Annotated in this window: 19 protein-coding genes; 8 read left to right on the top strand and 11 right to left on the bottom strand. The window is 61.7% G+C overall.

Annotated elements, in window-relative coordinates:
* Positions 1-13: 13 nt before the first annotated feature.
* The 3 genes from GTP46_RS10490 (at position 14) to icmF (ending at position 7,932) form a co-directional block, all read left to right on the top strand.
* Positions 14-943: a LysR substrate-binding domain-containing protein gene (locus GTP46_RS10490; RefSeq protein ID WP_161006561.1), complete on the top strand. Its 930-nt coding sequence runs from the start codon at positions 14-16 to the stop codon at positions 941-943.
* Between the two features lie 165 nt (positions 944-1,108).
* Positions 1,109-4,612, top strand: coding sequence for an indolepyruvate ferredoxin oxidoreductase family protein (locus GTP46_RS10485; protein WP_161006560.1), 3,504 nt, complete (start codon positions 1,109-1,111; stop codon positions 4,610-4,612).
* 26 nt (positions 4,613-4,638) lie between these two features.
* A complete protein-coding gene (icmF, locus tag GTP46_RS10480) occupies positions 4,639-7,932 on the top strand; it encodes a fused isobutyryl-CoA mutase/GTPase IcmF (RefSeq protein ID WP_161006559.1) in 3,294 nt (1,097 codons plus the stop codon).
* 4 nt (positions 7,933-7,936) lie between these two features.
* On the opposite strand, the gene soxR is transcribed toward icmF, so the two are convergent.
* A complete protein-coding gene (gene soxR, locus GTP46_RS10475) occupies positions 7,937-8,374 on the bottom strand; it encodes a redox-sensitive transcriptional activator SoxR (RefSeq protein ID WP_161006558.1) in 438 nt (145 codons plus the stop codon).
* A 68-nt stretch (positions 8,375-8,442) separates the two neighbouring features.
* Here soxR and GTP46_RS10470 point away from each other — a divergent pair, with 68 nt between their 5' ends.
* Positions 8,443-8,856, top strand: coding sequence for a RidA family protein (locus tag GTP46_RS10470; protein WP_161006557.1), 414 nt, complete (start codon positions 8,443-8,445; stop codon positions 8,854-8,856).
* Here GTP46_RS10470 and GTP46_RS10465 read toward each other — a convergent pair.
* Positions 8,853-9,857, bottom strand: a complete 1,005-nt coding sequence (locus GTP46_RS10465; protein ID WP_161006556.1) for a substrate-binding domain-containing protein — start codon at positions 9,855-9,857, stop codon at positions 8,853-8,855. The genes GTP46_RS10470 and GTP46_RS10465 overlap by 4 nt on opposite strands.
* A gap of 214 nt (positions 9,858-10,071) precedes the next feature.
* Between GTP46_RS10465 and GTP46_RS10460 the strand changes: the two genes are divergently transcribed.
* The gene (locus tag GTP46_RS10460) at positions 10,072-10,410 is read left to right on the top strand and encodes a hypothetical protein (RefSeq protein ID WP_161006555.1); all 339 of its coding nucleotides are present in this window, start codon (positions 10,072-10,074) and stop codon (positions 10,408-10,410) included.
* On the opposite strand, the gene GTP46_RS10455 is transcribed toward GTP46_RS10460, so the two are convergent.
* Positions 10,394-11,440 carry an MBL fold metallo-hydrolase gene (locus GTP46_RS10455; RefSeq protein ID WP_161006554.1) on the bottom strand — a complete coding sequence of 349 codons (1,047 nt, stop codon included), beginning with the start codon at positions 11,438-11,440 and terminating at the stop codon, positions 10,394-10,396. The two genes, GTP46_RS10460 and GTP46_RS10455, sit on opposite strands and share 17 nt — an antisense overlap.
* A gap of 86 nt (positions 11,441-11,526) precedes the next feature.
* Between GTP46_RS10455 and GTP46_RS10450 the strand changes: the two genes are divergently transcribed.
* Entirely contained in the window at positions 11,527-12,141 is a 615-nt protein-coding gene (locus tag GTP46_RS10450) for a TetR/AcrR family transcriptional regulator (RefSeq protein ID WP_161006553.1), read from the top strand.
* On the opposite strand, the gene GTP46_RS10445 is transcribed toward GTP46_RS10450, so the two are convergent.
* Positions 12,120-13,211 (bottom strand): WD40/YVTN/BNR-like repeat-containing protein, encoded by a 1,092-nt coding sequence (locus GTP46_RS10445; RefSeq protein WP_161006552.1) that lies wholly within the window; start codon positions 13,209-13,211, stop codon positions 12,120-12,122. The two genes, GTP46_RS10450 and GTP46_RS10445, sit on opposite strands and share 22 nt — an antisense overlap.
* Before the next feature lies 1 nt (position 13,212).
* Entirely contained in the window at positions 13,213-13,482 is a 270-nt protein-coding gene (locus GTP46_RS10440; RefSeq protein WP_161006551.1) for a MoaD/ThiS family protein, read from the bottom strand.
* Between the two features lie 60 nt (positions 13,483-13,542).
* Between GTP46_RS10440 and GTP46_RS10435 the strand changes: the two genes are divergently transcribed.
* Positions 13,543-13,848 carry a hypothetical protein gene (locus tag GTP46_RS10435; RefSeq protein ID WP_161006604.1) on the top strand — a complete coding sequence of 102 codons (306 nt, stop codon included), beginning with the start codon at positions 13,543-13,545 and terminating at the stop codon, positions 13,846-13,848.
* On the opposite strand, the gene GTP46_RS10430 is transcribed toward GTP46_RS10435, so the two are convergent.
* Positions 13,845-14,381, bottom strand: coding sequence for a carboxymuconolactone decarboxylase family protein (locus GTP46_RS10430; protein WP_161006550.1), 537 nt, complete (start codon positions 14,379-14,381; stop codon positions 13,845-13,847). The two genes, GTP46_RS10435 and GTP46_RS10430, sit on opposite strands and share 4 nt — an antisense overlap.
* A gap of 113 nt (positions 14,382-14,494) precedes the next feature.
* On the opposite strand from GTP46_RS10430, the gene GTP46_RS10425 reads away from it, so the two are divergent.
* Complete coding sequence (locus GTP46_RS10425) at positions 14,495-15,382, top strand: AraC family transcriptional regulator (protein WP_161006549.1); 888 nt, start codon at positions 14,495-14,497, stop codon at positions 15,380-15,382.
* Here GTP46_RS10425 and GTP46_RS10420 read toward each other — a convergent pair.
* From GTP46_RS10420 to GTP46_RS10400, 5 genes are all read right to left on the bottom strand, one after another.
* On the bottom strand, positions 15,379-15,657 hold the full coding sequence (locus GTP46_RS10420; protein ID WP_161006548.1) for a 2Fe-2S iron-sulfur cluster-binding protein: 279 nt from the start codon (positions 15,655-15,657) through the stop codon (positions 15,379-15,381). The two genes, GTP46_RS10425 and GTP46_RS10420, sit on opposite strands and share 4 nt — an antisense overlap.
* A gap of 39 nt (positions 15,658-15,696) precedes the next feature.
* Complete coding sequence (locus GTP46_RS10415; RefSeq protein WP_161006547.1) at positions 15,697-17,343, bottom strand: methyl-accepting chemotaxis protein; 1,647 nt, start codon at positions 17,341-17,343, stop codon at positions 15,697-15,699.
* A 95-nt stretch (positions 17,344-17,438) separates the two neighbouring features.
* Entirely contained in the window at positions 17,439-18,320 is an 882-nt protein-coding gene (locus GTP46_RS10410) for an ABC transporter permease (RefSeq protein WP_161006546.1), read from the bottom strand.
* On the bottom strand, positions 18,317-19,387 hold the full coding sequence (locus tag GTP46_RS10405; protein ID WP_229258885.1) for an ABC transporter permease: 1,071 nt from the start codon (positions 19,385-19,387) through the stop codon (positions 18,317-18,319). The genes GTP46_RS10410 and GTP46_RS10405 overlap by 4 nt, the downstream gene beginning before the upstream one ends.
* On the bottom strand, positions 19,374-20,918 hold the full coding sequence (locus GTP46_RS10400; RefSeq protein ID WP_161006545.1) for an ABC transporter ATP-binding protein: 1,545 nt from the start codon (positions 20,916-20,918) through the stop codon (positions 19,374-19,376). The genes GTP46_RS10405 and GTP46_RS10400 overlap by 14 nt, the downstream gene beginning before the upstream one ends.
* Between the last annotated feature and the right edge of the window lie 186 nt (positions 20,919-21,104).

Genomic DNA, 21,104 nt, shown 5'->3' with positions numbered 1-21,104 from the left:
CCACCGTTCGACCATGGAATTACGCCAGTTACGCTATTTTGTTGCAATCGTTGATCACGGCTCGCTGTCGCGCGCGGCGCTGATCCTGCATGTGGCGCAGCCGGCGCTGACCCAGCAATTGCGCCAACTGGAAGAAGAACTGGGTGTGCAACTGCTGCACCGGAGTGCCCAAGGCGTGCTCAGCACGGATGCCGGCAAGGTGTTTTACGAGCATGCCCAAGCCATCCTCAAGCAGGTGGCGGATGCCCGCTCGGCCGTGGCGCAATCAGCCGAACGGCCCAGCGGCAGCGTCACGCTGGGGCTGCCGCACAGCATTTCCGGCGCGCTGGCGCTGCCGCTGTTGACCGCCACCCGCGCGCAATATCCCGAAATTACGCTGCAGCTGACCGAGGAACTGACCGGCAACCTGAGCGACCAGCTTAAGTCCGGCCGCGTCAACCTGGCCATCATGTTCGACGACGGCCAGCTCAGCCAGTTTGCCACCACGCCGTTGGCGGAAGAAGAACTACATTTTATTTGTCGATCCGATGCGGCTTACGCGCTAGGTGAGCAATCACTTACACTGGAACAGGCGCTCAACACCACCCTGATCCTGCCAGGACTGCAGCACGGCGTACGCCCGCGCATCGAGAGCGTGGCGCGGGATGCCGGACTCAGCCTGAACAATGTGATCGAGATCAACTCCATCGCCATCCTCAAGTCTGCCCTGTTGGCCGACATGGGCGCGACCATCCTGCCGTCCGCCCCCGTCCTGGACGAATTGCAGCGCGGCGCCCTGCGCGCCCAGCGCATCCACAGCCCGTCGATTTCGCGCACCGTGGTGCTGTGTGGTTCACGCAACATCCCGCTGACCAATGCGGCGGCAGCGATCAGCCGGCTGGTGCGCCAGGTCAGCGACCGCCTGTGCGCCGACGGCACGTGGCCGGGCGCCACACCCCTATAAGTTTTTCTTATACCCCTATCGGCAAGCGGTATTTCCGTATACGTCAAGTAGCGCCCATACTGGTCATAGAACCGCCAACCATGCGGTCATATGGCTTGAGCCTGGCCTGCCCACCCGGCATCCCCCAGTTCGAGCGCGATCTGATACAAAAACGGAGACACCACCATGCCAGACGGCACCAGCACGCTCACGTCCGTGAGCCTCGACGACAAGTACACTTCCACCAAAGGCACCATCTTCCTGTCCGGCATTCAAGCGCTCGTGCGCCTGCCGATGATGCAGCAAGTGCGCGACAAGATGGCGGGCCTGAACACGGCCGGTTTTATTTCCGGCTATCGCGGCTCGCCGCTGGGCGGCCTCGATGAAAACCTGTGGAAGGCCAAGCCGCATCTGGAAAAGCACCACGTGCAGTTCGTGCCGGGCGTGAACGAGGACCTGGCTGCGACCGCCGTATGGGGCTCGCAGCAGGTGGACCTGATCGGCGAGAGCAAGTACGACGGCGTGTTCGCCATGTGGTACGGTAAAGGCCCGGGTGTTGACCGTTGCGGCGACGTCTTCAAGCACATGAACCATGCCGGCACCTCCAAACACGGCGGCGTGCTGCTGGTGGCGGGTGATGACCATGGCGCGTACTCGTCCACCCTGCCGCACCAGTCGGATCATATCTTTGCGGCTTGCATGGTGCCGGTGCTCTACCCTTGCAATGTGCAGGAATACCTCGACCTCGGCATCCACGGCTGGGCCATGTCGCGCTTCTCGGGTTGCGCGGTGGCGTTCAAGGCGCTGGCTGACACGGTGGAGTCGTCGGCTTCCATCGATGCCGACCCGTTCCGCGTCGAGACCAAGATTCCAAAGAATTTCGTGATGCCGGAAGGCGGCTTGAATGCCCGCCTGTCCAGCATCCCGCTGGGCCAGCAGGCGCGCAATCAGGAAGCGCTGATGCAGGACTACAAAATCTACGCCGCACTGGCCTACGCGCGCGAGAACAAGCTGAATCACACCACCATCGATTCGAAAGACGCGAAGCTGGGCATCATCGCCTCCGGCAAATCGTATCTGGACGTGCTGGAAGCGCTGGAAGAACTGGGCATCGATGAAGAGATGGCGGCCAAGGTGGGCCTGCGCCTGTTCAAAGTGGCCATGCCTTGGCCGCTGGAGCCGGACAGCGTGCGCGAGTTCGCGCAGGGGCTGGACGAGATCCTGGTGGTGGAAGAAAAACGCCAGTTCGTCGAATACCAGCTGAAAGAACAGTTGTACAACTGGCGCGACGACGTGCGTCCGCGCGTGATCGGCAAGTTTGATGACAAGGGCGAATGGGTGGCGCCGCGCGGCGAATGGCTGCTGCCGCCAAAGGCTGACTTCTCGGTATCGCAAGTGGCACGCGTGATCGCCAGCCGCGTGGCACGCTACATCACCGACGCCCACATCCAGGACGAAATCAAGAACCGCCTGACCTTCCTCGATGAGAAGGATGCAGTGCTGAAGAAAGCCATCAACACGCCATTCCGTCCGGCCTTCTACTGCTCCGGATGCCCACACAATACCTCGACCAAAGTGCCGGAAGGTTCGTTCGCGCTGGCCGGCATCGGCTGCCACGTGATGGCGACCTCGATCTACCCTGAGTTCAACAAGCTGACCACGCACATGGGCGGCGAAGGCGCGCCGTGGATTGGCCAGGCTGCGTTCTCAAAAGTGCCGCACGTGTTCCAGAATCTGGGCGACGGCACTTACTTCCACTCGGGTTATCTGGCGATACGCGCAGCGGTTGCAGCGCGCGTCAACATGACCTACAAGATCCTGTACAACGATGCAGTCGCCATGACCGGCGGCCAGCCGGTGGACGGCCAGACCTCGGTGCCGATGATCGCGCAGCAGATGGCGGCAGAAGGCGTGAAGCGCATCGCGCTGGTGACGGAAGACCTGTCGCGCTGGACCGACCGTTCGGCGCTGCCGTCCATCGTTTCACTGCACGATCGCAAGGACATGGACGCCGTGCAGCGCGAACTGCGTGAAGTCTCCGGCGTATCGGTGCTGATCTTCGACCAGACCTGTGCTGCTGAAAAACGTCGCCGCCGCAAGAAAGGTGAATATCCCGATGTGGCCAAGCGCATGGTCATCAACGAAGCCGTCTGCGAGGGCTGCGGCGACTGCGGCATCCAATCGAACTGCGTGTCCATCCTGCCGAAGGAAACGGAGTTCGGCCGCAAGCGCACCATCGATCAATCGTCGTGCAACAAGGACTACTCGTGCACCAAGGGCTTCTGCCCGAGCTTCGTGACGGTGGAAGGCGGCGCGCTGAAAAAATCCAAGGCCGGCGCAACGCAAGGCGATGATGGCTGGGACGCCCTGCCTTCGCCAGCGCTGCCGGACTGCGAGCAGCCGTACAACATCCTGATCAACGGCATCGGCGGCACCGGTGTAATTACCGTCGGCGCGCTGATGGGCATGGCCGCGCACATCGAAGGCAAAGGCGCTTCGGTGCTGGACATGACCGGCATGTCGCAGAAAAACGGCTCGGTCACGTCGCACGTGAAAATCGCTCGCACACCGGAACACCTGCGCGCGCAGCGCATCGCCACCGGCGAGGCGGACGTCATTCTCGGCTGCGACATGCTGACCGCCGGCGCGGCCGATGCGGTATCCAAGATGCGTGTCGGCCGCACGCTGGCCTTGGTCAATCTGCACGAGCAGCCACCAGGCACCTTCGCGCAAAACGCCGACTGGGAATATCCAGCAGCCGACGTGCGCGCGCTGATCGAAGAATCGGTGGGCACCGGCGCAGCAGACTTCATCGACGCCACCAAGCTGGCCACCGCGCTGATGGGCGATTCGATTGCCGCCAACCTGTTCATGCTCGGTTACGCATGGCAGCGCGGCCGCATCCCGTTAACGGAAGCATCGCTGTTGCGCGCGATTGAGCTGAACGGTGTGGCCGTCGCCTCGAACAAAAAGAGCTTCCTGTGGGGCCGCCGCGCCGCCGTGGACCTGAAGCGCGTAGAACGCACTGCAACGCCAGCACAGCCTATCGTGCTGCAAATGCCGCAAAGCCTGGACACCGTAGTCGCCAAGCGCATGGAATTCCTGACCGGCTACCAGAATGCCGCCTACGCCAGCACCTACTCGGAACTGGTGGCGCAAGTGCGCGCGCGCGAAAACGCGCTGGGCCTGGGCAGCAAGCTGTCCACCGCCGTCGCCAAGTCTTACTTCAAGCTGATGGCTTACAAGGACGAATACGAAGTGGCGCGCCTGTACACGGACGGCCGCTTTGTCGAACAACTGCAACAGCAGTTCGAGGGCAACTTCAGCGTGAAGTTCAACCTCGCGCCGCCACTGTTCGCCAAGAAGGACGCCAAGGGCCACCTGGTGAAAGCGGAATTCGGTTCGTGGATGTGGAGCGCTTTCAAGCTGCTGGCCAAATTCAAGGGCCTGCGCGGCGGCGCCTTCGACGTCTTCGGCTACACCGAGGAACGCAAGATGGAACGCGCGCTGATCGTGGAATACCGCGAGATGGTGCAGTCGCTGGTCGCCAAGCTGACCGCCGACAACCACGCCACGGCGGTCGATCTGGCCGCGCTGCCGGAGAAAGTGCGCGGCTTCGGTCACGTGAAGGAAAAGGCTGTCGCCACCTTCCGCACCGAAAAAGCCCGCCTGCTAGCACAGTACTTATAATGATTAAAAAATATAAAGGGACACCAATGAACGATCTCTCGAATCCGAAGCTCGCGGCTGTGGAAGACCAGCCGCGCGCCAAAAACAAGGTCCGCTTCGTGACGGCGGCTTCGCTGTTCGACGGCCACGACGCCTCGATCAACATCATGCGCCGTATCCTGCAATCGAACGGCGTGGAAGTGGTCCACCTCGGCCATAACCGCTCGGTGGATGAAGTGGTCACCGCCGCACTGGCGGAAGACGTGCAAGGCATCGCCATCTCCAGCTATCAAGGCGGCCACGTTGAATACTTCAAGTACATGATCGACTTGCTGCGCCAGCGCGGTGGTGAACATATCAAGGTATTCGGCGGCGGCGGCGGCGTGATCGTGCCAAGTGAAATCGCAGAGCTGCATGCCTACGGCGTCACCAAGATTTTCAGCCCGGAAGACGGCCAGCGCATGGGCCTCGTCGGCATGATCCAGTGGATGGTGCAGCAGTGCGATATCGACCTGTCGCAGTACTCGCCAACCTCGCTGGCGCCGCTGCGCGAAAGTTCGGATATCGCCGCGCGCCATCGTCCGCTGGCGCAGCTCATCACCGCATTGGAAAACGACAAGGCCGCACCTGCGCTGCGCGCCGAATTGCTGGCCGCTGCAGAAGACCTGCCGGTACCGACGCTGGGCATCACCGGCACCGGCGGTGCGGGCAAATCCTCGCTGACCGATGAACTGATTCGCCGCATTCGCCTCGACCAAAGCGATACGCTCAACATCGCCATCATCTCGATTGATCCATCGCGCCGCAAATCCGGCGGTGCGTTGCTAGGCGACCGTATCCGCATGAACGCCATCAATCCGTGGGCCGGCCAGGCGCGCGTGTTCATGCGATCCCTGGCCACGCGCGAAGCAGGTTCAGAGATTTCGCAAGCACTGCCTGACGTTATCGCCGCCTGCAAAGTGGCTGGCTTCGATCTGGTCATCGTTGAAACCTCCGGCATCGGCCAGGGCGACGCTGCCATCGTGCCGCACGTGGACGTATCGATGTACGTGATGACGCCGGAATTCGGTGCTGCCTCGCAGCTGGAAAAAATCGACATGCTCGATTTCGCCGACTTCATCGCCATCAATAAGTTTGACCGCAAGGGTGCGCAAGACGCGCTGCGCGACGTCGCCAAGCAGTACCAGCGCAATCGCGAAATGTGGAGCAAGCGTCCAGAGGAAATGCCGGTCTACGGCACCCAGGCATCGCGCTTCAACGACGACGGCGTGACTGCGCTGTACCAAGGCCTGCTACCACGCCTGACACAACTGGGCCTGCGCGTACAAGCGGGCAAACTGGTTGCCATCGAAGACGTGCGCCATTCCAGCGGCAAGAACGTCATCGTGCCACCGGCACGCGCGCGCTACCTCGCGGAGATTTCCGACACCGTACGCGGTTACCACCGTTTCACGCGCAAGCAAGTGACGCTGGCGCGCGAACGCCAGCAACTGAGCGAATCCAAACGCATGCTGGCCATCGCCCACAAGGCCGCCGACTTCGACGACTTGATCGCCGAACGCGATGCTGAGATGGATGGCGGTGCGAAGAAACTGCTGGCCCAGTGGCCTGACATGCAAGCCGCCTACGCGGGCGACGACTACGTGGTGAAAATCCGCGACAAGGAAATTCGCACGCGCCTGGTGCAGCACACGCTGTCCGGCACGCGCATCCGCAAAGTGTCGCTGCCACGCTATGAAGACCACGGTGAAATCCTGCGCTTCCTGATGCTGGAAAACGTGCCAGGCTCCTTCCCCTTCACCGCAGGCGTGTTTGCGTTCAAGCGCGAAGGCGAAGACCCAACCCGCATGTTCGCCGGCGAAGGCGATGCCTTCCGCACCAACCGCCGCTTCAAGCTGGTCTCCACCGGCATGGACGCCAAGCGCCTGTCGACCGCGTTCGATTCGGTGACCTTGTACGGTGCCGATCCTGCGCTGCGTCCAGACATTTACGGCAAGGTGGGTAACTCGGGCGTGTCGATCGCCACGCTGGACGATATGAAAGTGCTGTACGACGGCTTCAACCTGTGCAGCCCAAGCACCTCGGTATCGATGACTATCAACGGCCCTGCGCCGACCATCCTGGCGATGTTCATGAACACCGCCATCGACCAGCAAGTCGACAAATTCGTTGAAGAGAACAAGCGCCAGCCTAGCGCCGACGAAGCAGCCAAGATCAAGGCATGGGTGCTGCAAAACGTGCGCGGCACCGTGCAGGCGGACATCCTCAAAGAAGACCAAGGCCAGAACACCTGCATCTTCTCCACCGAGTTCTCGCTGAAAGTGATGGGCGATATCCAGGAATACTTCGTCCACAACCAGGTGCGCAACTTCTACTCGGTGTCGATCTCCGGCTACCACATCGCGGAAGCCGGTGCGAATCCGATTTCGCAGCTGGCCTTCACGCTGTCGAACGGCTTCACGTTTGTGGAAGCCTACCTCGCGCGCGGTATGCACATTGACGACTTCGCGCCCAACCTGTCGTTCTTCTTCTCGAACGGCATGGACCCGGAATACACGGTGCTGGGCCGCGTAGCGCGCCGCATTTGGGCTGTCGCCATGCGTGACAAATACGGCGCGAATGACCGCTCGCAAAAACTCAAATACCACGTGCAAACCTCGGGCCGTTCGCTGCACGCGCAGGAGATCGACTTCAACGACATCCGCACCACGCTGCAAGCGCTGATCGCCATTTACGACAACTGCAACTCGCTGCACACCAACGCCTACGACGAAGCCATCACCACGCCGACCGACGAATCGGTACGCCGTGCGCTGGCGATCCAACTGATCATCAATCGCGAATGGGGCTTGGCCAAGAACGAGAATCCGAATCAGGGCTCGTTCATCATGGACGAGTTGACCGACATGGTAGAAGAAGCGGTCCTACAGGAATTCGAGCGCATCGCCGAACGTGGCGGCGTGCTAGGCGCGATGGAAACCGGCTACCAGCGCGGCAAGATCCAGGAAGAGTCGATGCTGTACGAGCACCAGAAACACGATGGCACCCTGCCCATCATCGGCGTCAACACCTTCCGCAATCCGAAGGGCGTGGAAGCACCGGCGCAGATCGAACTGGCGCGTTCCACCGACGATGAAAAGCAATCGCAGCTCAAGCGCCTGGAAGACTTCCACGCGCGGAATGCAGACAGCGCCCCGCACGCGCTGGCCGCATTACAACAAGCCGCCATCGACAACGCCAACGTGTTCGAAAAACTGATGGACGCAGTCCGCGTCTGCTCCCTCGGCCAAATCACCACCGCCCTGTTCGAAGTCGGCGGCCAGTACCGCCGCAATATGTAACGTCCTACCTGAAATGTGGTCCGGCGCCCTGCCCTGCCAACGCATCCTCTGCGTTGCGCAGCGGGCAGGCTTTGAGGGAGAGGCATCCGCAGCCGATGCAGCCGTCGAGTTGATCACGTAGCTGTGTCAGCGTCAGGATGCGTTGTTCCAGTTCCTTCTTCCACGCGGCCGACAAACGGCGCCAGTCGGCAACTGTGGGCGTGCGGCCGGAGGGCAGCGCATTCAAAGCCTCGGCGATTTCTGCCAGCGGCAATCCAACACGCTGGGCGACTTTGATGACAGCGATCCGGCGCAATACTGATCGCGCATAGCGGCGCTGATTGCCGCTGGTACGCACGGAATGGATCAATCCTTTGGCTTCGTAAAAATGCAGCGCCGATACTGCAATGCCGGCACGTTCGGCCAGTTCACCTACGCCCAATATTTTCGGGGGAGCTGACATTGATTTTCCTTGACCTCAAGTTAAGTTGAGATTTTATAGTGCCTTCACATTCACTGCTGAAGGACACCATGAAATTCATTAACCCTACCGGTCTTTACGACCCGCGTCCCAATGGCTACAGCCACGTCGTGATTGCCGAAGCGCCAGCACGCATCATCTACATCGCAGGACAAGGCGGAGAGAACGCCGCCGGCGAATTGTCGCAAGACTTCAACACACAGGTCGAGCAAGCGCTAAGCAACCTGCAAATAGCGCTGCACGCAGCGGGTGCGCAGCTGTGGAACATCGCCAAAGTCAGCGCGCTGATTGTCGATCACAGCAAAGAACGCCTGCACATCTTCAGCACCGCCTTGCGTACCACGTGGGGAGATCATCCCGCCCCTGCCTGCACACTGATTCCAGTACCTCGCTTGGCGCTCGACGGCATGCTGTTTGAAATTGAAGCGACCGTGGTGCTTCAAGCCGCAGATGAAATTTACTAGGCAGGACCAACGGTCGCGCCTTCGACCAGCACTGGCTGCCACAGTTCTTGCAGCTCACTAGCAGGTTTGCCGCCGACCAGCGCCAGCAGCATGGCGATCATGCGCGCACCGGCCTGGCGTGGGTTGGGCAGGTCGATGGAGGTGACGTTGGCGCTCGATAGCGTGTCGGCCATGCTGCCCCAGACGATCACGGAGATTTCTTCGCCTACCTTGACGCCCGCATCCAGCAGCGCGCGCACCGCGCCCACGCCGGACAGGTGGTTGTCGACGATGACCGCCGTCGGCCGCGGCGAGCAGGCCAGCAATTCCTGCATGGCCTGGTAGCCGCTGCGGCGGTCCAGCGTGTTGTTGATCAGGTAGCGCGGATCCACGCCCAGTCCCGCCGCCGCCATCGTGTCCTCAAAACTATCCCGGCGCTGGCAGGCGAAATTCAAGGCCAGCGGCGCGCTGATCAAGGCCACGCGCCGGTGGCCCACGCCCAGCAGGCGCTCCAGCGCCAGCCGCATGCCGGCCTCGTTGTCGTAGTCGAACCACGCGTACGGCGCGTTCAGCTCGGTGCGTCCATGCGCCACAAAGGGAAACTTGGCCTTGCTCAGGAAGGCGATGCGCTCGTCGCGCACCAGCGTGCGCCCTACCACCAGGCCATCGACCCGCCGGCCGCTGACGATTTGCTGGTACGACGGCTGCTCCGCCGCCGGCGACACCGGCGCGATGATCAGATTCTTGCCCAGCGCTTCCAGCGCAGACGACATGCCAGCCACCACTTCCAGGAACATGGGATCCGCCATATCGGTCGGCTGCAGCGGATGGATGATGCCAAAGATGTTGGTACGCCCCAGCGCCAGCGAGCGCGCCATCGGATTTGGCTGGTAGCCGACCTCCTTGGCCGCCTTCAGCACCCGCTCGCGGGTCCGCACATTGACCTCAGGGTAACCGTTTAATGCCCGGCTCACCGTGGTTTTGGACATGCCCAGGTGATTTGCGAGGTGCGCCAGGTTCATAGACAATTGCGTAAAGTTGACCGCTGATTATAGCGGGCGCCCTAAATCCACCGCCATGCCGCAGCGCCCGTTTTCGACGGAAATACAACAACTTGAACGGCGGCAACTATCCGGTTTTCACCTTGCATTTTCGATTTTTATGGCCTAATCTACAATAGATTGTAAGCACGATCCTGCCTCACCATGTCCGGAATTTTGCATCGAGGAAAGACAAGTGGCTTCGCTCCTCTCCATCAACGCGCTGCAAGCATCGGTTGCACAGGCTGAACGGCAAGTGCAAAAGGACCAGGTGCGCGTCAGCCAGGACGCCGACCGGCTGGAGACTAGCCGCGCCCAGCTGAGCAAGGACAAGCAGACGCTGTCGGACAACCAGCGCGAGAGCAATCAAGCCACGCAAGCAGCGCAAAAGCCCGCTCCCACCGTCAATCTGACCAGCGCGATCGAAAATCCACCGCGCTCAGCCCAGCAATTGCCGGCGGACCTGCTGCCACCCAAACCTCAGGTCAACACGCTGGGCCAGACCATCGGCCAGCTCATCAACGTGACGGCGTAGTCACCAGCGGTTCCCACCATTTGGTTTCAGCATGCGGTTGGACGATGTCTAGCGGGAGGCCAATTTCTGGCGTGGCGATAGCCAGGCGGCGCTCTTCCGCTAGCTGGGTGATGCGATCGAACGGGTCGTGCCAGGCATGCAGCGACAAATCGAAAGTACCGTTATGGATCGGCAGCAGCACCTTGCCGCGCAGGTCGATGTGGGCCTGCAGCGATTCTTCCGGCTGCATGTGCACGTCCGGCCATTGCGGGTCATAGGCGCCGGTTTCCACCATGGTCAGGTCGAACGGGCCATAACGGCGGCCGATTTCTTTAAATCCGTCGAAATAACCACTATCACCACTGAAAAACACCCGAACATCGCGGTCTTCGATCACAAACGAAGCCCACAAAGTCTTGTTGCGGTCGCTCAGGCTACGGCCCGAGAAGTGCTGGGCCGGCGTCGCCACCAGCTTGAGGCCAGCCACGAAAGTAGACTGCCACCAGCTCAGCTGCCGCACCTTGCCAGCCGGGATGCCCCACGCAATCAAGCGGTCACCTACGCCCAGCGGCGTGATGAAGTGATCGGTCTTGCCGGCCAGCTTGAGCACGGCGTCGCGGTCGAGGTGATCGTAATGGTCGTGTGACAGGATGATGCCCTTGATCGGCGGCAAATCATCAATGCTGATCGGTGGCGCGTGAAAGCGCTGCGGGCCGGCCCACTGCACCGGCGAGGCGCGCTCGGAAAACACCGGGTCGGTCAGCCAGAACTGGCCGTTGAGCTTGAGCAGGACCGTCGAGTGGCCAAGGCGGAACAGACTGCGATCCGGAGCATCCATTAACTGCTGCTGCGTGATCGCATGAACGGGGATCGGCAGGGAAGGCACCGTGTCTTTCGGCTTGTCGAAAGCAAAGCGCAGCATAATGCCCAGCGACTTGAAAAAGCCCATCTTGTGCATCTTCACCGGATTGCGGAAACGCCCGTCGCGCGAACGTGGCGCGCTCGGTACGGACAAGGTGTCCAGGCTATCAATGGCAGATGGGTAAGTCATGTTGGTACTCCTGCGATTTAAAATGTACACTACACAGTGTAGTTCTTGTTTTTGAAAAAGTAAACTACCCGGTGTAAAATAAAATCATGAACGCGCCCCTCAAACTGACCGACCGCAAACGGCAAGCCATTGTCGAAGCGGCTATTGCCGAATTCCGCGCCAGCGGTTTTGAAACCACCAGCATGGACAAGATTGCGGCCACGGCCGGGGTCTCCAAGCGCACGGTCTACAACCATTTCCCCAGTAAAGACGAACTGTTCGCGCAAATATTGCATGAGTTGTGGACCAGTACCGCCGCCATGCAACCGCCGCCCTACGATCCGGCCCAGCCGCTGAAGGCGCAATTGCTGGCCTTATTGAGTAATAAGATGGAGATGCTGCAAGATGGCTACTTCCTCGACCTGGCGCGGGTCGCCATTGCCGAGGCCATCCACTCACCGCAGCGGGCGCAGGAAATGGTGGCGCGTTTGAGTGTGAAGGAAGAAGCCGTCACCACCTGGCTGCGCGCAGCACAGGCCGACGGCAAGCTGGCCAAGGTTGATCCGGAACTGGCGTCGCAAATGCTGCAAGGCCAGTTGAAGACGTTTGCCTTCTGGCCGCAAGTCACGCTGAACCAGCCGCCGCTCAGCGCGGCCATGCAACAGCAGGTGGTCGAGGCGACCGTCGAGATGTTCCTGAGTTACGCGAACGCCACCGAATAAATCGGCGGCAAAGTGGTGGAAATGGTTTGCCACTGGCCGCCGCCATCTTCCGACAGCCAGGCCCCGCCAGTGGTCGAGCCCATCAACAGGATCCGGCCGCAATCGCTGACCGCCAGTCCATGGCGATACACCAGGTCGTAGCAGTGCTGGTGCGGCAAGCCGCCGCGCCACGCGGTGAAGTGCTGGCCGCCGTCAGTAGTGCGCGTCACCGCCAGCGAGGCTTGCGGCGGAATCCGCTTACTGTCCGCCTCGGCCGGCACAAACCACGCTGTCTCACCATCCTGCGGGTGCACGGCGGTGACGAAGCCGAAGTTGGACACCGGCGCCGCCGGCTTCACTTCAGTCCAGTTAGCGCCATTGTCCACGCTGCGCCAGATGCCGTTGTGATGCTGGCACCACAGCTTGTCCGGCTCGCCCGCACAGCGCACGATGCGGTGCGGGTCCTGCACCTGTTCCACCTCCACCAGTTCCGGCGGCATGTAGTTGGCCTTCATCCCTTTCGCCCGCAGCGACCAGCTGGCGCCGCCGTCCTCGGTCAGCCACGCGCCGCCGCAGGAAATCCCCACCAGCACCGACTTGCTATCACGCGGATCAACGCAGATGCTGTGAATGCCCGGCACATCGTAGCCACCGCCCATCCACTGCGCGCGCTCCGGCACATTCCACAGCGCGTCCACCAGTTGCCAACTGTCGCCGCGATCGGCCGAGCGGAACAAGCCGCCCGGCAGCGTACCGGCCCACAGCACCCCTGGCTCATCCGGCCCGCCCGCCGCCAGCGACCAGATTTGCTTGACGGTCCATTCCACCGGATCGGCGCTGTCGGCCGGCTTGGCCGGGAAAGCCGGCGCCGCCACCTCCAGCCAGTCGCCGCTGCCCGCATCGCGCCGGTGCAGCTTGGCGCCGAAGTGGCCAAGGTTGAGCGCCGCATACAGCGTGCCGTCGCGCCGATCCGGCAGCACCATCGACACCGGATCGCCCAGGAAATGCTGCTGGTCCAGCAGCCACGCCTCATGCGTGCGATAGACTTCAAACAAACCTTTGCGGGTCGCGATGTAGGCGCGATCGGACATATCAGCCTCCTGACAGTGCTTGCAAAATATAGACTTGGGATGAAGGGCTCAGCGCGTCGTCTAAAAGCCTGGGGTCGCGCGCACGCTGACCATCGATAAAGATCACCACGTTCTCGCGCAAGCAGCCCTGCTCGTCGAGCACGTAGCCGCGCAGCCGGGGATGATCGGCAAAGCAGGCATCGAGGGCGCTGCGCAGGTCGGCCGCAGTGGTCTCCACCTGCGGCACGGTCATGAAGCGTCCCAGTTGTTGTGTAAATATCAGATGCGCCATCTGGACGATTCTATGCCGATTGCGGCTAAAATGAAATCGCCGCAACCACCGGAGCGCTGCATGTCGATTACGCCGCAAGAACTGGAACTGCTGATGCAGGAAGTGGAGAAGGAAGATCCGATCGACTTCGCCGACCTGCCGTTTGACGAACACGAATTACGCGGCCTGATTTCCAACCATCTGTGCGAGATGGCCGATGCGATGGAGACCTTCAGCGACGAAGACAAGCACCTGACGCTGCTGGCCGTGGCGGCCAAGCTGGTGCTGGAAAATATGGTGCTCAACATCCAGCTGCTGCGGCGCCACGGGGTACCGCTCAGCGATACCACCGAGGCGCTGCTGCAGCGCCTGCGCAGGAAGGATTAATCAGCTGGTGGGAAGTCCAGCGTCGTCACATTCACGCGGTTGAACAGGTTGGTGAAGGTGATCGACGCCACCGCCAGCAGCGTGTCGACAATCTGCGCGTCGCTGTAGCCAGCCTGTTTCACTGCGATCACCACCTCGGCCGGCACATCGCCGCTGGTGCTGACCACGGTGTGGACAAACGTTGCCAGCGCATCGAGGCGGGCATCGCCGGAAGGCTGGCCGTGGCGCACGCCTTTGATGGCATCGGCGCTCAAGCCGGCTTTACCGCCCATCAACGTGTGCGCAGCCAGGCAGTAATCGCAGCTGGCTTCCTGGCTGACGGCCAGTTTGACCACTTCAACTTCCTTCGCGCTCAAACTGCTTTTTTTCAGCGCACCATCGAGATTCAGGGCGGCTTCCAGCGCTACCGGGCTATTCGTGCCTAGCGTGAGATAGGCATTCGGCACCTTGCCGATCGCGCCTTTGATGGCGGTGAACAGTTGAGCAGCGTGGCCGGTAGCTTCCGAGACTGGTTGGGTGAACAAGCGGGACATGATGTGTTTCCTTTCAGAGGTGAGTTGGTATGGAACACAGTTTAGGCCTGCCGCCTGCGATGATGAATGCTCAGGATGCTCTATAATTTGCTCAATCGTCTCATCTGCATGTTATGGATTCCCTCAGCCACCTCCTGTCTCTCTACCCCGTGCGCACCGCGCTCGACGTGCGTTGCCGCTTCGGCGCGCCTTGGGTGCTGGACCATGACGGCGCACCGCGCGGCGTCGCTCCCTACCACCTGATCGTGCGCGGCGAAGCGCTGTGCGGCGAACATGCGCTGCAAAGCGGCGACATCATCGTCTTCCCGCACGGCACCGCGCACCGGCTGCACATCGGCGATCCGGCGCTAGCCACGCCGCTGCACGCCGAACCGGGCCTGCTGCGCTTTGAACGCAACGACGGTGACGGTCCGCAAACCGACATCCTGTGCGGCGAATTCCACTTCGATACCGATGGCGGCGCAGGTTTGCTGGCCGCGCTGCCGGCCATGCTGGTGGTGCGCACCGCCGGCCGGCCGGACGCGCAAAGCCTGCGCCACCTGATGCGCATGCTGCAGGAAGAAGCTGAAACCCCACGCGGCGGCTCGCAAGCGATCATCCGCCAGCTGTCGGCGGCCTTGTTCGCGCTGTTGATGCGCACGTGGCTGGAGCAGGCAGCAGTGGCGCCGGGCCTGTTCGGCGTAATGGCTGAACGCCGCCTGCAAGCAGCCATCAACGGCATGCTGAACGCGCCGGAGAAGCCGTGGACACTGGAAGAACTGGCCGACGCCAGCCACATGTCGCGCGCCACCTTTGCGCGCCTGTTCAAGCAAGCGGCCAACGCCACGCCGGCAGATGTGCTGACGCAGTTGCGCATGGCACGCGCCGCCCGCCTGCTGGATGAGGGCCGCGCGGCAGGAGAAGTGGGTGAAGCGGTCGGCTACCAATCGGAGGCCGCCTTCAACCGCGCCTTCAAGCGCCAGTACGGCATCGGCCCTGGCGCGTATCGCAAGCGCGCTTAGAAAGTGCTGGCGGCCGGCGCCTCGATCACGAGATCGGAAGTGGCGATGGCCACGCAAGGCAGGATATAGCCCTCGCGCTTTTCATCAAGGCTCAGGCCTGGCCAATCAATCTTGTAGCCGACCGTACCACTGGTGGACAAGCAGATGCAGGTGCGGCAGGTGCCGTTACGGCAGGAGCTGGGCAGGCGTATGCCGGCCTGCTCGGCCGCTTCCAGCACCGTGTCCGGCGCTTCCGCATCAAACGTCCATCCCTGCCCTGCCAGCGTAATCTTCATATTCCATGCCGCTTGTCGAAAGCGACATGGTACATGGTCTTAGCTTTGTAGTTGCAAGCGCGGTTTAGACGGCGCCGGCGCTACCGGACGCTTGGGCGGCGCACCAGCGCCATGCTGCAGCTTGAACACCGCCATCGCCTGCGACACACAGCGCGTCTGCTGCGCGAGGTTGCCCGCCGCCGCTGCTGCCTGCTCCACCAGCGCCGCGTTTTGCTGCGTGATGTCGTCGATCTTGATCACCGCTTCATTCACCTGCCCGATGCCGTTGCTTTGCTCGCGCGTGGAGTTGGAAATCTCGCCCATCACCTTGGACACGCGACACACCGAATCAATCACCTCACCCATCGTCACGCCAGCGCTGTTGGTCAGCGCAGTCCCGGCCTGCACTTTCTGGATCGAGCTATCGATTAACTCCTTGATCTCCTTGGCCGCCGTGGCGGAGCGCTGCGCCAGTCCGCGCACCTCGCTGGCTACCACCGCAAAGCCACGTCCCTGCTCGCCGGCGCGTGCCGCTTCCACCGCGGCATTCAGCGCCAGGATATTGGTCTGGAACGCAATCCCGTCGATCAAGCCAATGATGTCGAGGATCTTGTTGGACGAGGCGCTGATATCGCCCATCGTGCTCACCACCTGCGACACGATGGTGCCGCCCTGCGTCGCCACCTCGCGCGCGCGCTCGGCCAGCTCGTTGGCGCTGGCGACGTTGGAAGCGCTTTGCTGCACCGTTGCCGTCAACTGCTCCATGCTGGATGCAGTCTGCTGCAAGCTGGAAGCCTGCGACTCCGTGCGGCCCGACAAATCCATATTGCCATCCGCGATTTCATCGGTGGCCACCGAGATCTCATCGAAGTTGGCGCGCACATCGCCGATGATGCTGTGCAGGTTGATATTGGTCTGCCGCAGCGCCGCCAGCAACTGCCCTACTTCATCGTCACGCTGGATTTCAATCGACGCAGTGAGATCGCCGCCCGCCATCATGCGCGCCGCCTTGGTAGCTTGCCGCAGCGGCAGCGCCACGTTCACGTACAGCGTGTGGCCAAACGCCAGCATGCCTGCCATTGCCACAATCGCCGCGCCGCCCAGCCAGTTGTGCGCATTGGCCGCAGTGTCGCGATCCATCGCCAGCAGCATCACCGCGAGGACGGCCAGCACGCCGACCAGCAGCGAGGTGGCGGCGGCAATCTGCGTCGGCAGCGACATGCGCGTCATCGCCAGCACACGTGCGGCGACACCAGTCGATTCGGCACGCCCTTTTACGATGCGCAGCTTGCGTGGATTACCGTTCTTGAATTCGCGGTACACCGAATCGGCCGCGCGCACCTGCTCGCGCGAAGGCTTGGTGCGCACCGACAGGAAGCCAACCTGCTTGCCGTTTTCAATCACCGGCGTAACGTTGGCCAGCACCCAGTAGAAGTCCCCATTCTTGCAGCGGTTCTTCACCAGCCCAGTCCAAGGCATGCCGCCTTTGATGGTGCTCCACAAATCCGCGAACGCTTCCACCGGCATGTCTGGATGGCGCACGATGTTTTGCGGTGCGCCCATCAACTCTTCTTCCGTGAATCCGCTGACTTCAATGAAGTAAGGATTAGCGTAGTTGATATTGCCCTGTAAGTCGGTGGTGGAGACAATCGTCTTGCCATCCTCCATGACGTACTCGTTTTGCGTGACCGGTGAATTCATGCGCATGACAGCTCCTTGAGTAGGGATCTGTCGGCAGAATAAAAGTATTTTGAATGCTATAAATTCACCAATTGTCGCAATTGCGTGGAATACAACAGGCCTTAATCTGGTTTGAAGTTCTGCCCCAGCGACATGGGCTTATTCAACAAGATAGTCTGTGGATTCCGGCAGATCAGCACTAGCACCACGATAGTGGCGATGTACGGCAGCATCGACAAAAACTCCGACGGTATCGCCAGTCCCATGCCCTGCCCGTGGAACTGCAGCACCGTCACGCCGCCGAACAGATAGGCGCCAACCAGCACACCGCGCGGCTTCCACGTTGCGAACACCACTTGCGCCAGTGCGATCCAGCCGCGGCCTGCAGTCATGCCCTCCACCCACATCGGCGTCAGCGCCAGCGACAGATAAGCGCCGCCCAGGCCCGCCATCGCGCCGCCGAACAGCACCGTGCCGTAACGCAGGCCGATCACCGGGAAGCCAATCGCGTGCGCGCTGTGCGGCGATTCACCGACCGCACGAATGACCAGGCCTAGCCGCGTGCGCGCCAGCATCCAGCCCACCAGCAGCACCAGTACAATCGAGAAGTACTCCATGCCGTCGAAGCCCCACAGGATAGGCATGCGCTCCACTGTCTGTCCCACGTAGCTGCGGCCTATGAAGGCCGAAACGCCAATGCCGAACAAGGTCAGTGCAAGACCGGTGGCGACTTGATTGGTTTGCAGCGTCAGCACCAGGAAGCCAAACACCAGCGACATCAACATGCCCGCCGCCATCGCCGCGATCAAGCCCAGTGTCATGCTGCCGCTGGTAAGCGTAACGCCGAAGCCGACCACCGCACCGACCAGCATCATGCCTTCCAGTCCAAGATTGAGCACACCGGAGCGCTCAGTCACCAGTTCGCCCATCGACGCCACCACCAGCGGCGTAGCCGCACCGGCGGTGCTGGCGAGGAAAGCGATCAACAATTCAGAACTCATCATGCGTATACCTCCAGCTTGTGCGGCTTGATGCGATAGTGGATGAACAGGTCAGCGGCCAGCAGATAAAACAGCAGCAGGCCCTGGAAGATGCCGGTGATGGCGGACGGCGCTTGCAGTTCGATTTGCGCCGTCTCGCCACCGATGTACAGCAACGACATCAGAATCGCCGACAGCACCACGCCCAGCGGATGCAAACGCCCCACGTACGCCACGATGATCGCTGCGAAGCCATAGCCCGGCGACACGGAGGGCTGCAGCTGCCCCAGCGGCCCCGCCACTTCGCCCACGCCGGCAAGGCCGGACAGCGCACCGCTCACCATGAACGCCAGCCACACATTGCGCGGTTCACTGAAGCCCGCGTACAACGCCGCAGCAGGCGCCATGCCGCTCACCTGCATACGGTAGCCGGCAAAGGTGTGCTTACAGAAGAACCAGGCCGCACCAGCCATCACCAGCGAAATAATGAAGGCCGCGTTGACGCGCAAGCCTTCCACCAGCAGTGGCAAGGTGGCCGAGTCGCTGAACATTTTCGATTGCGGGAAATTGAAACCGGCCGGATCGCGCATCGGCCCGTGCACCAGATAGCTGAGCAAGTGATACGCCACGTACACCAGCATCAGGCTAACGAGAATTTCGCTGGTGTTGAAGCGCGTGCGCAGCACCGCCGGTATCGCCGCCCACAGCATGCCGCCCAGCGCACCGGCCAGCAGCATCAAAGGCAGTACCCACCACGCCTGCACCTCGTCGAAATACAGCGCCACGGCGCCTGCCGCAATCGCACCAACGGTCAGCTGACCATCGGCGCCGATGTTGTTGACGTTGGCGCGAAAGCCGATTGCCAGCCCCACACCGCACAGTATCAGCGGCGTCGCCTTCAGTAACAGCTCGCCCACGCCATACGCCGTGGTCCAAGGCTTGATGAAGTAGATGTAAAACGCATTCAGCGGCTCCTGCCCGATGAAGAAGAACAGCATGGAGCCGGTGACCAGCATCGCCAGCGCCGCAATCAAGGGCGACGCCAGCATCATGCGGCGCGAAGGTTCGGGACGTCGTTCAAGCCTGGACATATTCTGGAGCTCCTTGATAGTCGAAATCGCCGCTCATCCACACGCCGATCTGGTTGATGCTGGTGGCTTCCGCCGGCACTGCGCGCGACAGGCGGCCATCCGCCAGCACGGCGATACGGTCGCTCATCATGAACAACTCGTCCAGCTCCTCGGACAGCACCAGCACCGCCACGCCCTGGTCGCGCATATCGATGATGGCCTGCCGTATCAGCATGGCCGCGCCGATGTCGACGCCCCACGTCGGCTGGGCGAACACCATCACTTTCGGCGCCAGCATGATCTCGCGGCCGACGATAAATTTTTGCAGATTGCCGCCCGAGAGCGAAGCCGCCGCCGATTGCTCGCCGCCGCATTTGACCTTGAAGCGCTCGATCACCTTCTGCGCAAAGGCATGTACAGCGCCGCGCTGGATCAGGCCTTTCTGCACCATGCCGGTTTTTGCAGCAGGCAGGTAGCCGGTCAGCAGTGCGTTATCGGCCAGCGACAAATCCGGCACCGCGCCGCGTCCCAATCGTTCCTCCGGCACGAAGCCAAGACCAAGCTGGCGGCGCTGCGCCGCATCGAGCGTGCCCACGTCCTTCCCGCACAAGCGCAGCGTGCCTTCGCGCAGGCCCAGCGTGCGTTCGCCGGAGATGGCTTTCAACAGCTCCTGCTGGCCGTTGCCCGAAATGCCGGCAATGCCGACAATCTCGCCGCTGCGCAGCGACAGGCAAATGTCTTTCAAATGCGTGCCGAATGGATCCTCGCTATTTACATTCAGCTTATCCAGCGCCAGCAGCACCTCGCCCGGCTCGCGCGGATTGTGTACACATATCGGCAGCTCGCGGCCGATCATCAGCTCCGCCAGCGACTTGGCGCTTTCCTGTTTCGGCAGCGCGGTGCCGGACACGCGCCCGCCGCGCAGCACCGTGGCCTTGTCGCACAGGGCTTGTATCTCATCGAGTTTGTGGCTGATATACAGGATGCTGACGCCTTCCGCCGCCAGCCGGCGCAGCGAATCGAACAACTTGAGCACCGCGTCCGGCGTCAGCACCGAGGTCGGCTCGTCCATGATCAGCAATTTGGGCGACTGCAGCAGGCAACGCACAATTTCGACGCGCTGGCGCTCACCAACGGACATGCTGTGCACCAAACGCGCCGGGTCCAGCGGCAGCCCGTATTGCTCCGACACGGCGCGGATGCGCGGCGCCAGCGCGGCCGGCGTCACCTTGTCGTCCAGCGCCAGCGCGATATTTTCAGCCACCGTCAGCGTCTCGAACAGGGCGAAATGCTGGAACACCATGCCGATGCCCAGCTTGCGCGCATCGTGCGGCGAATGGATGTGGACCTGGCGGCCCTCCCACATGATCTGCCCCTGGTCCGGCTTGACCACACCGTAGATGATCTTCATCAGGGTGCTCTTGCCGGCGCCGTTCTCACCCAGCACGGCGTGGATCTCGCCCGGCATCACAGTCAGGTTCACGTCGGCGTTGGCCACCACCGAGGGGTAGATCTTGGAGATGCCGAGCATCTGCAAGCGCGGTTCAGTCATCGGCGTGTTCCCTTCATCGTATACAAATTCGGATGCCCTACCAGACGCAATTAGCATGCCACATTCCTGCACCGCTAGATGCGCCGTTTTGGCGTGCGGCTCCCCAAAAACGTGCACAAAACTTGAAAACAAAGTTTTTTCGTACACAATTGAGGCACTGGTTTTGTACACGAGTTAGCACGCTTC

It is taken from the genome of Duganella flavida, assembly GCF_009857445.1.
Classification (GTDB): domain Bacteria; phylum Pseudomonadota; class Gammaproteobacteria; order Burkholderiales; family Burkholderiaceae_D; genus Rugamonas; species Rugamonas flavida.
The sequence above is the reverse complement of the archived record's forward strand: the minus strand, read 5'-3'. Positions and strand labels throughout refer to the sequence as shown.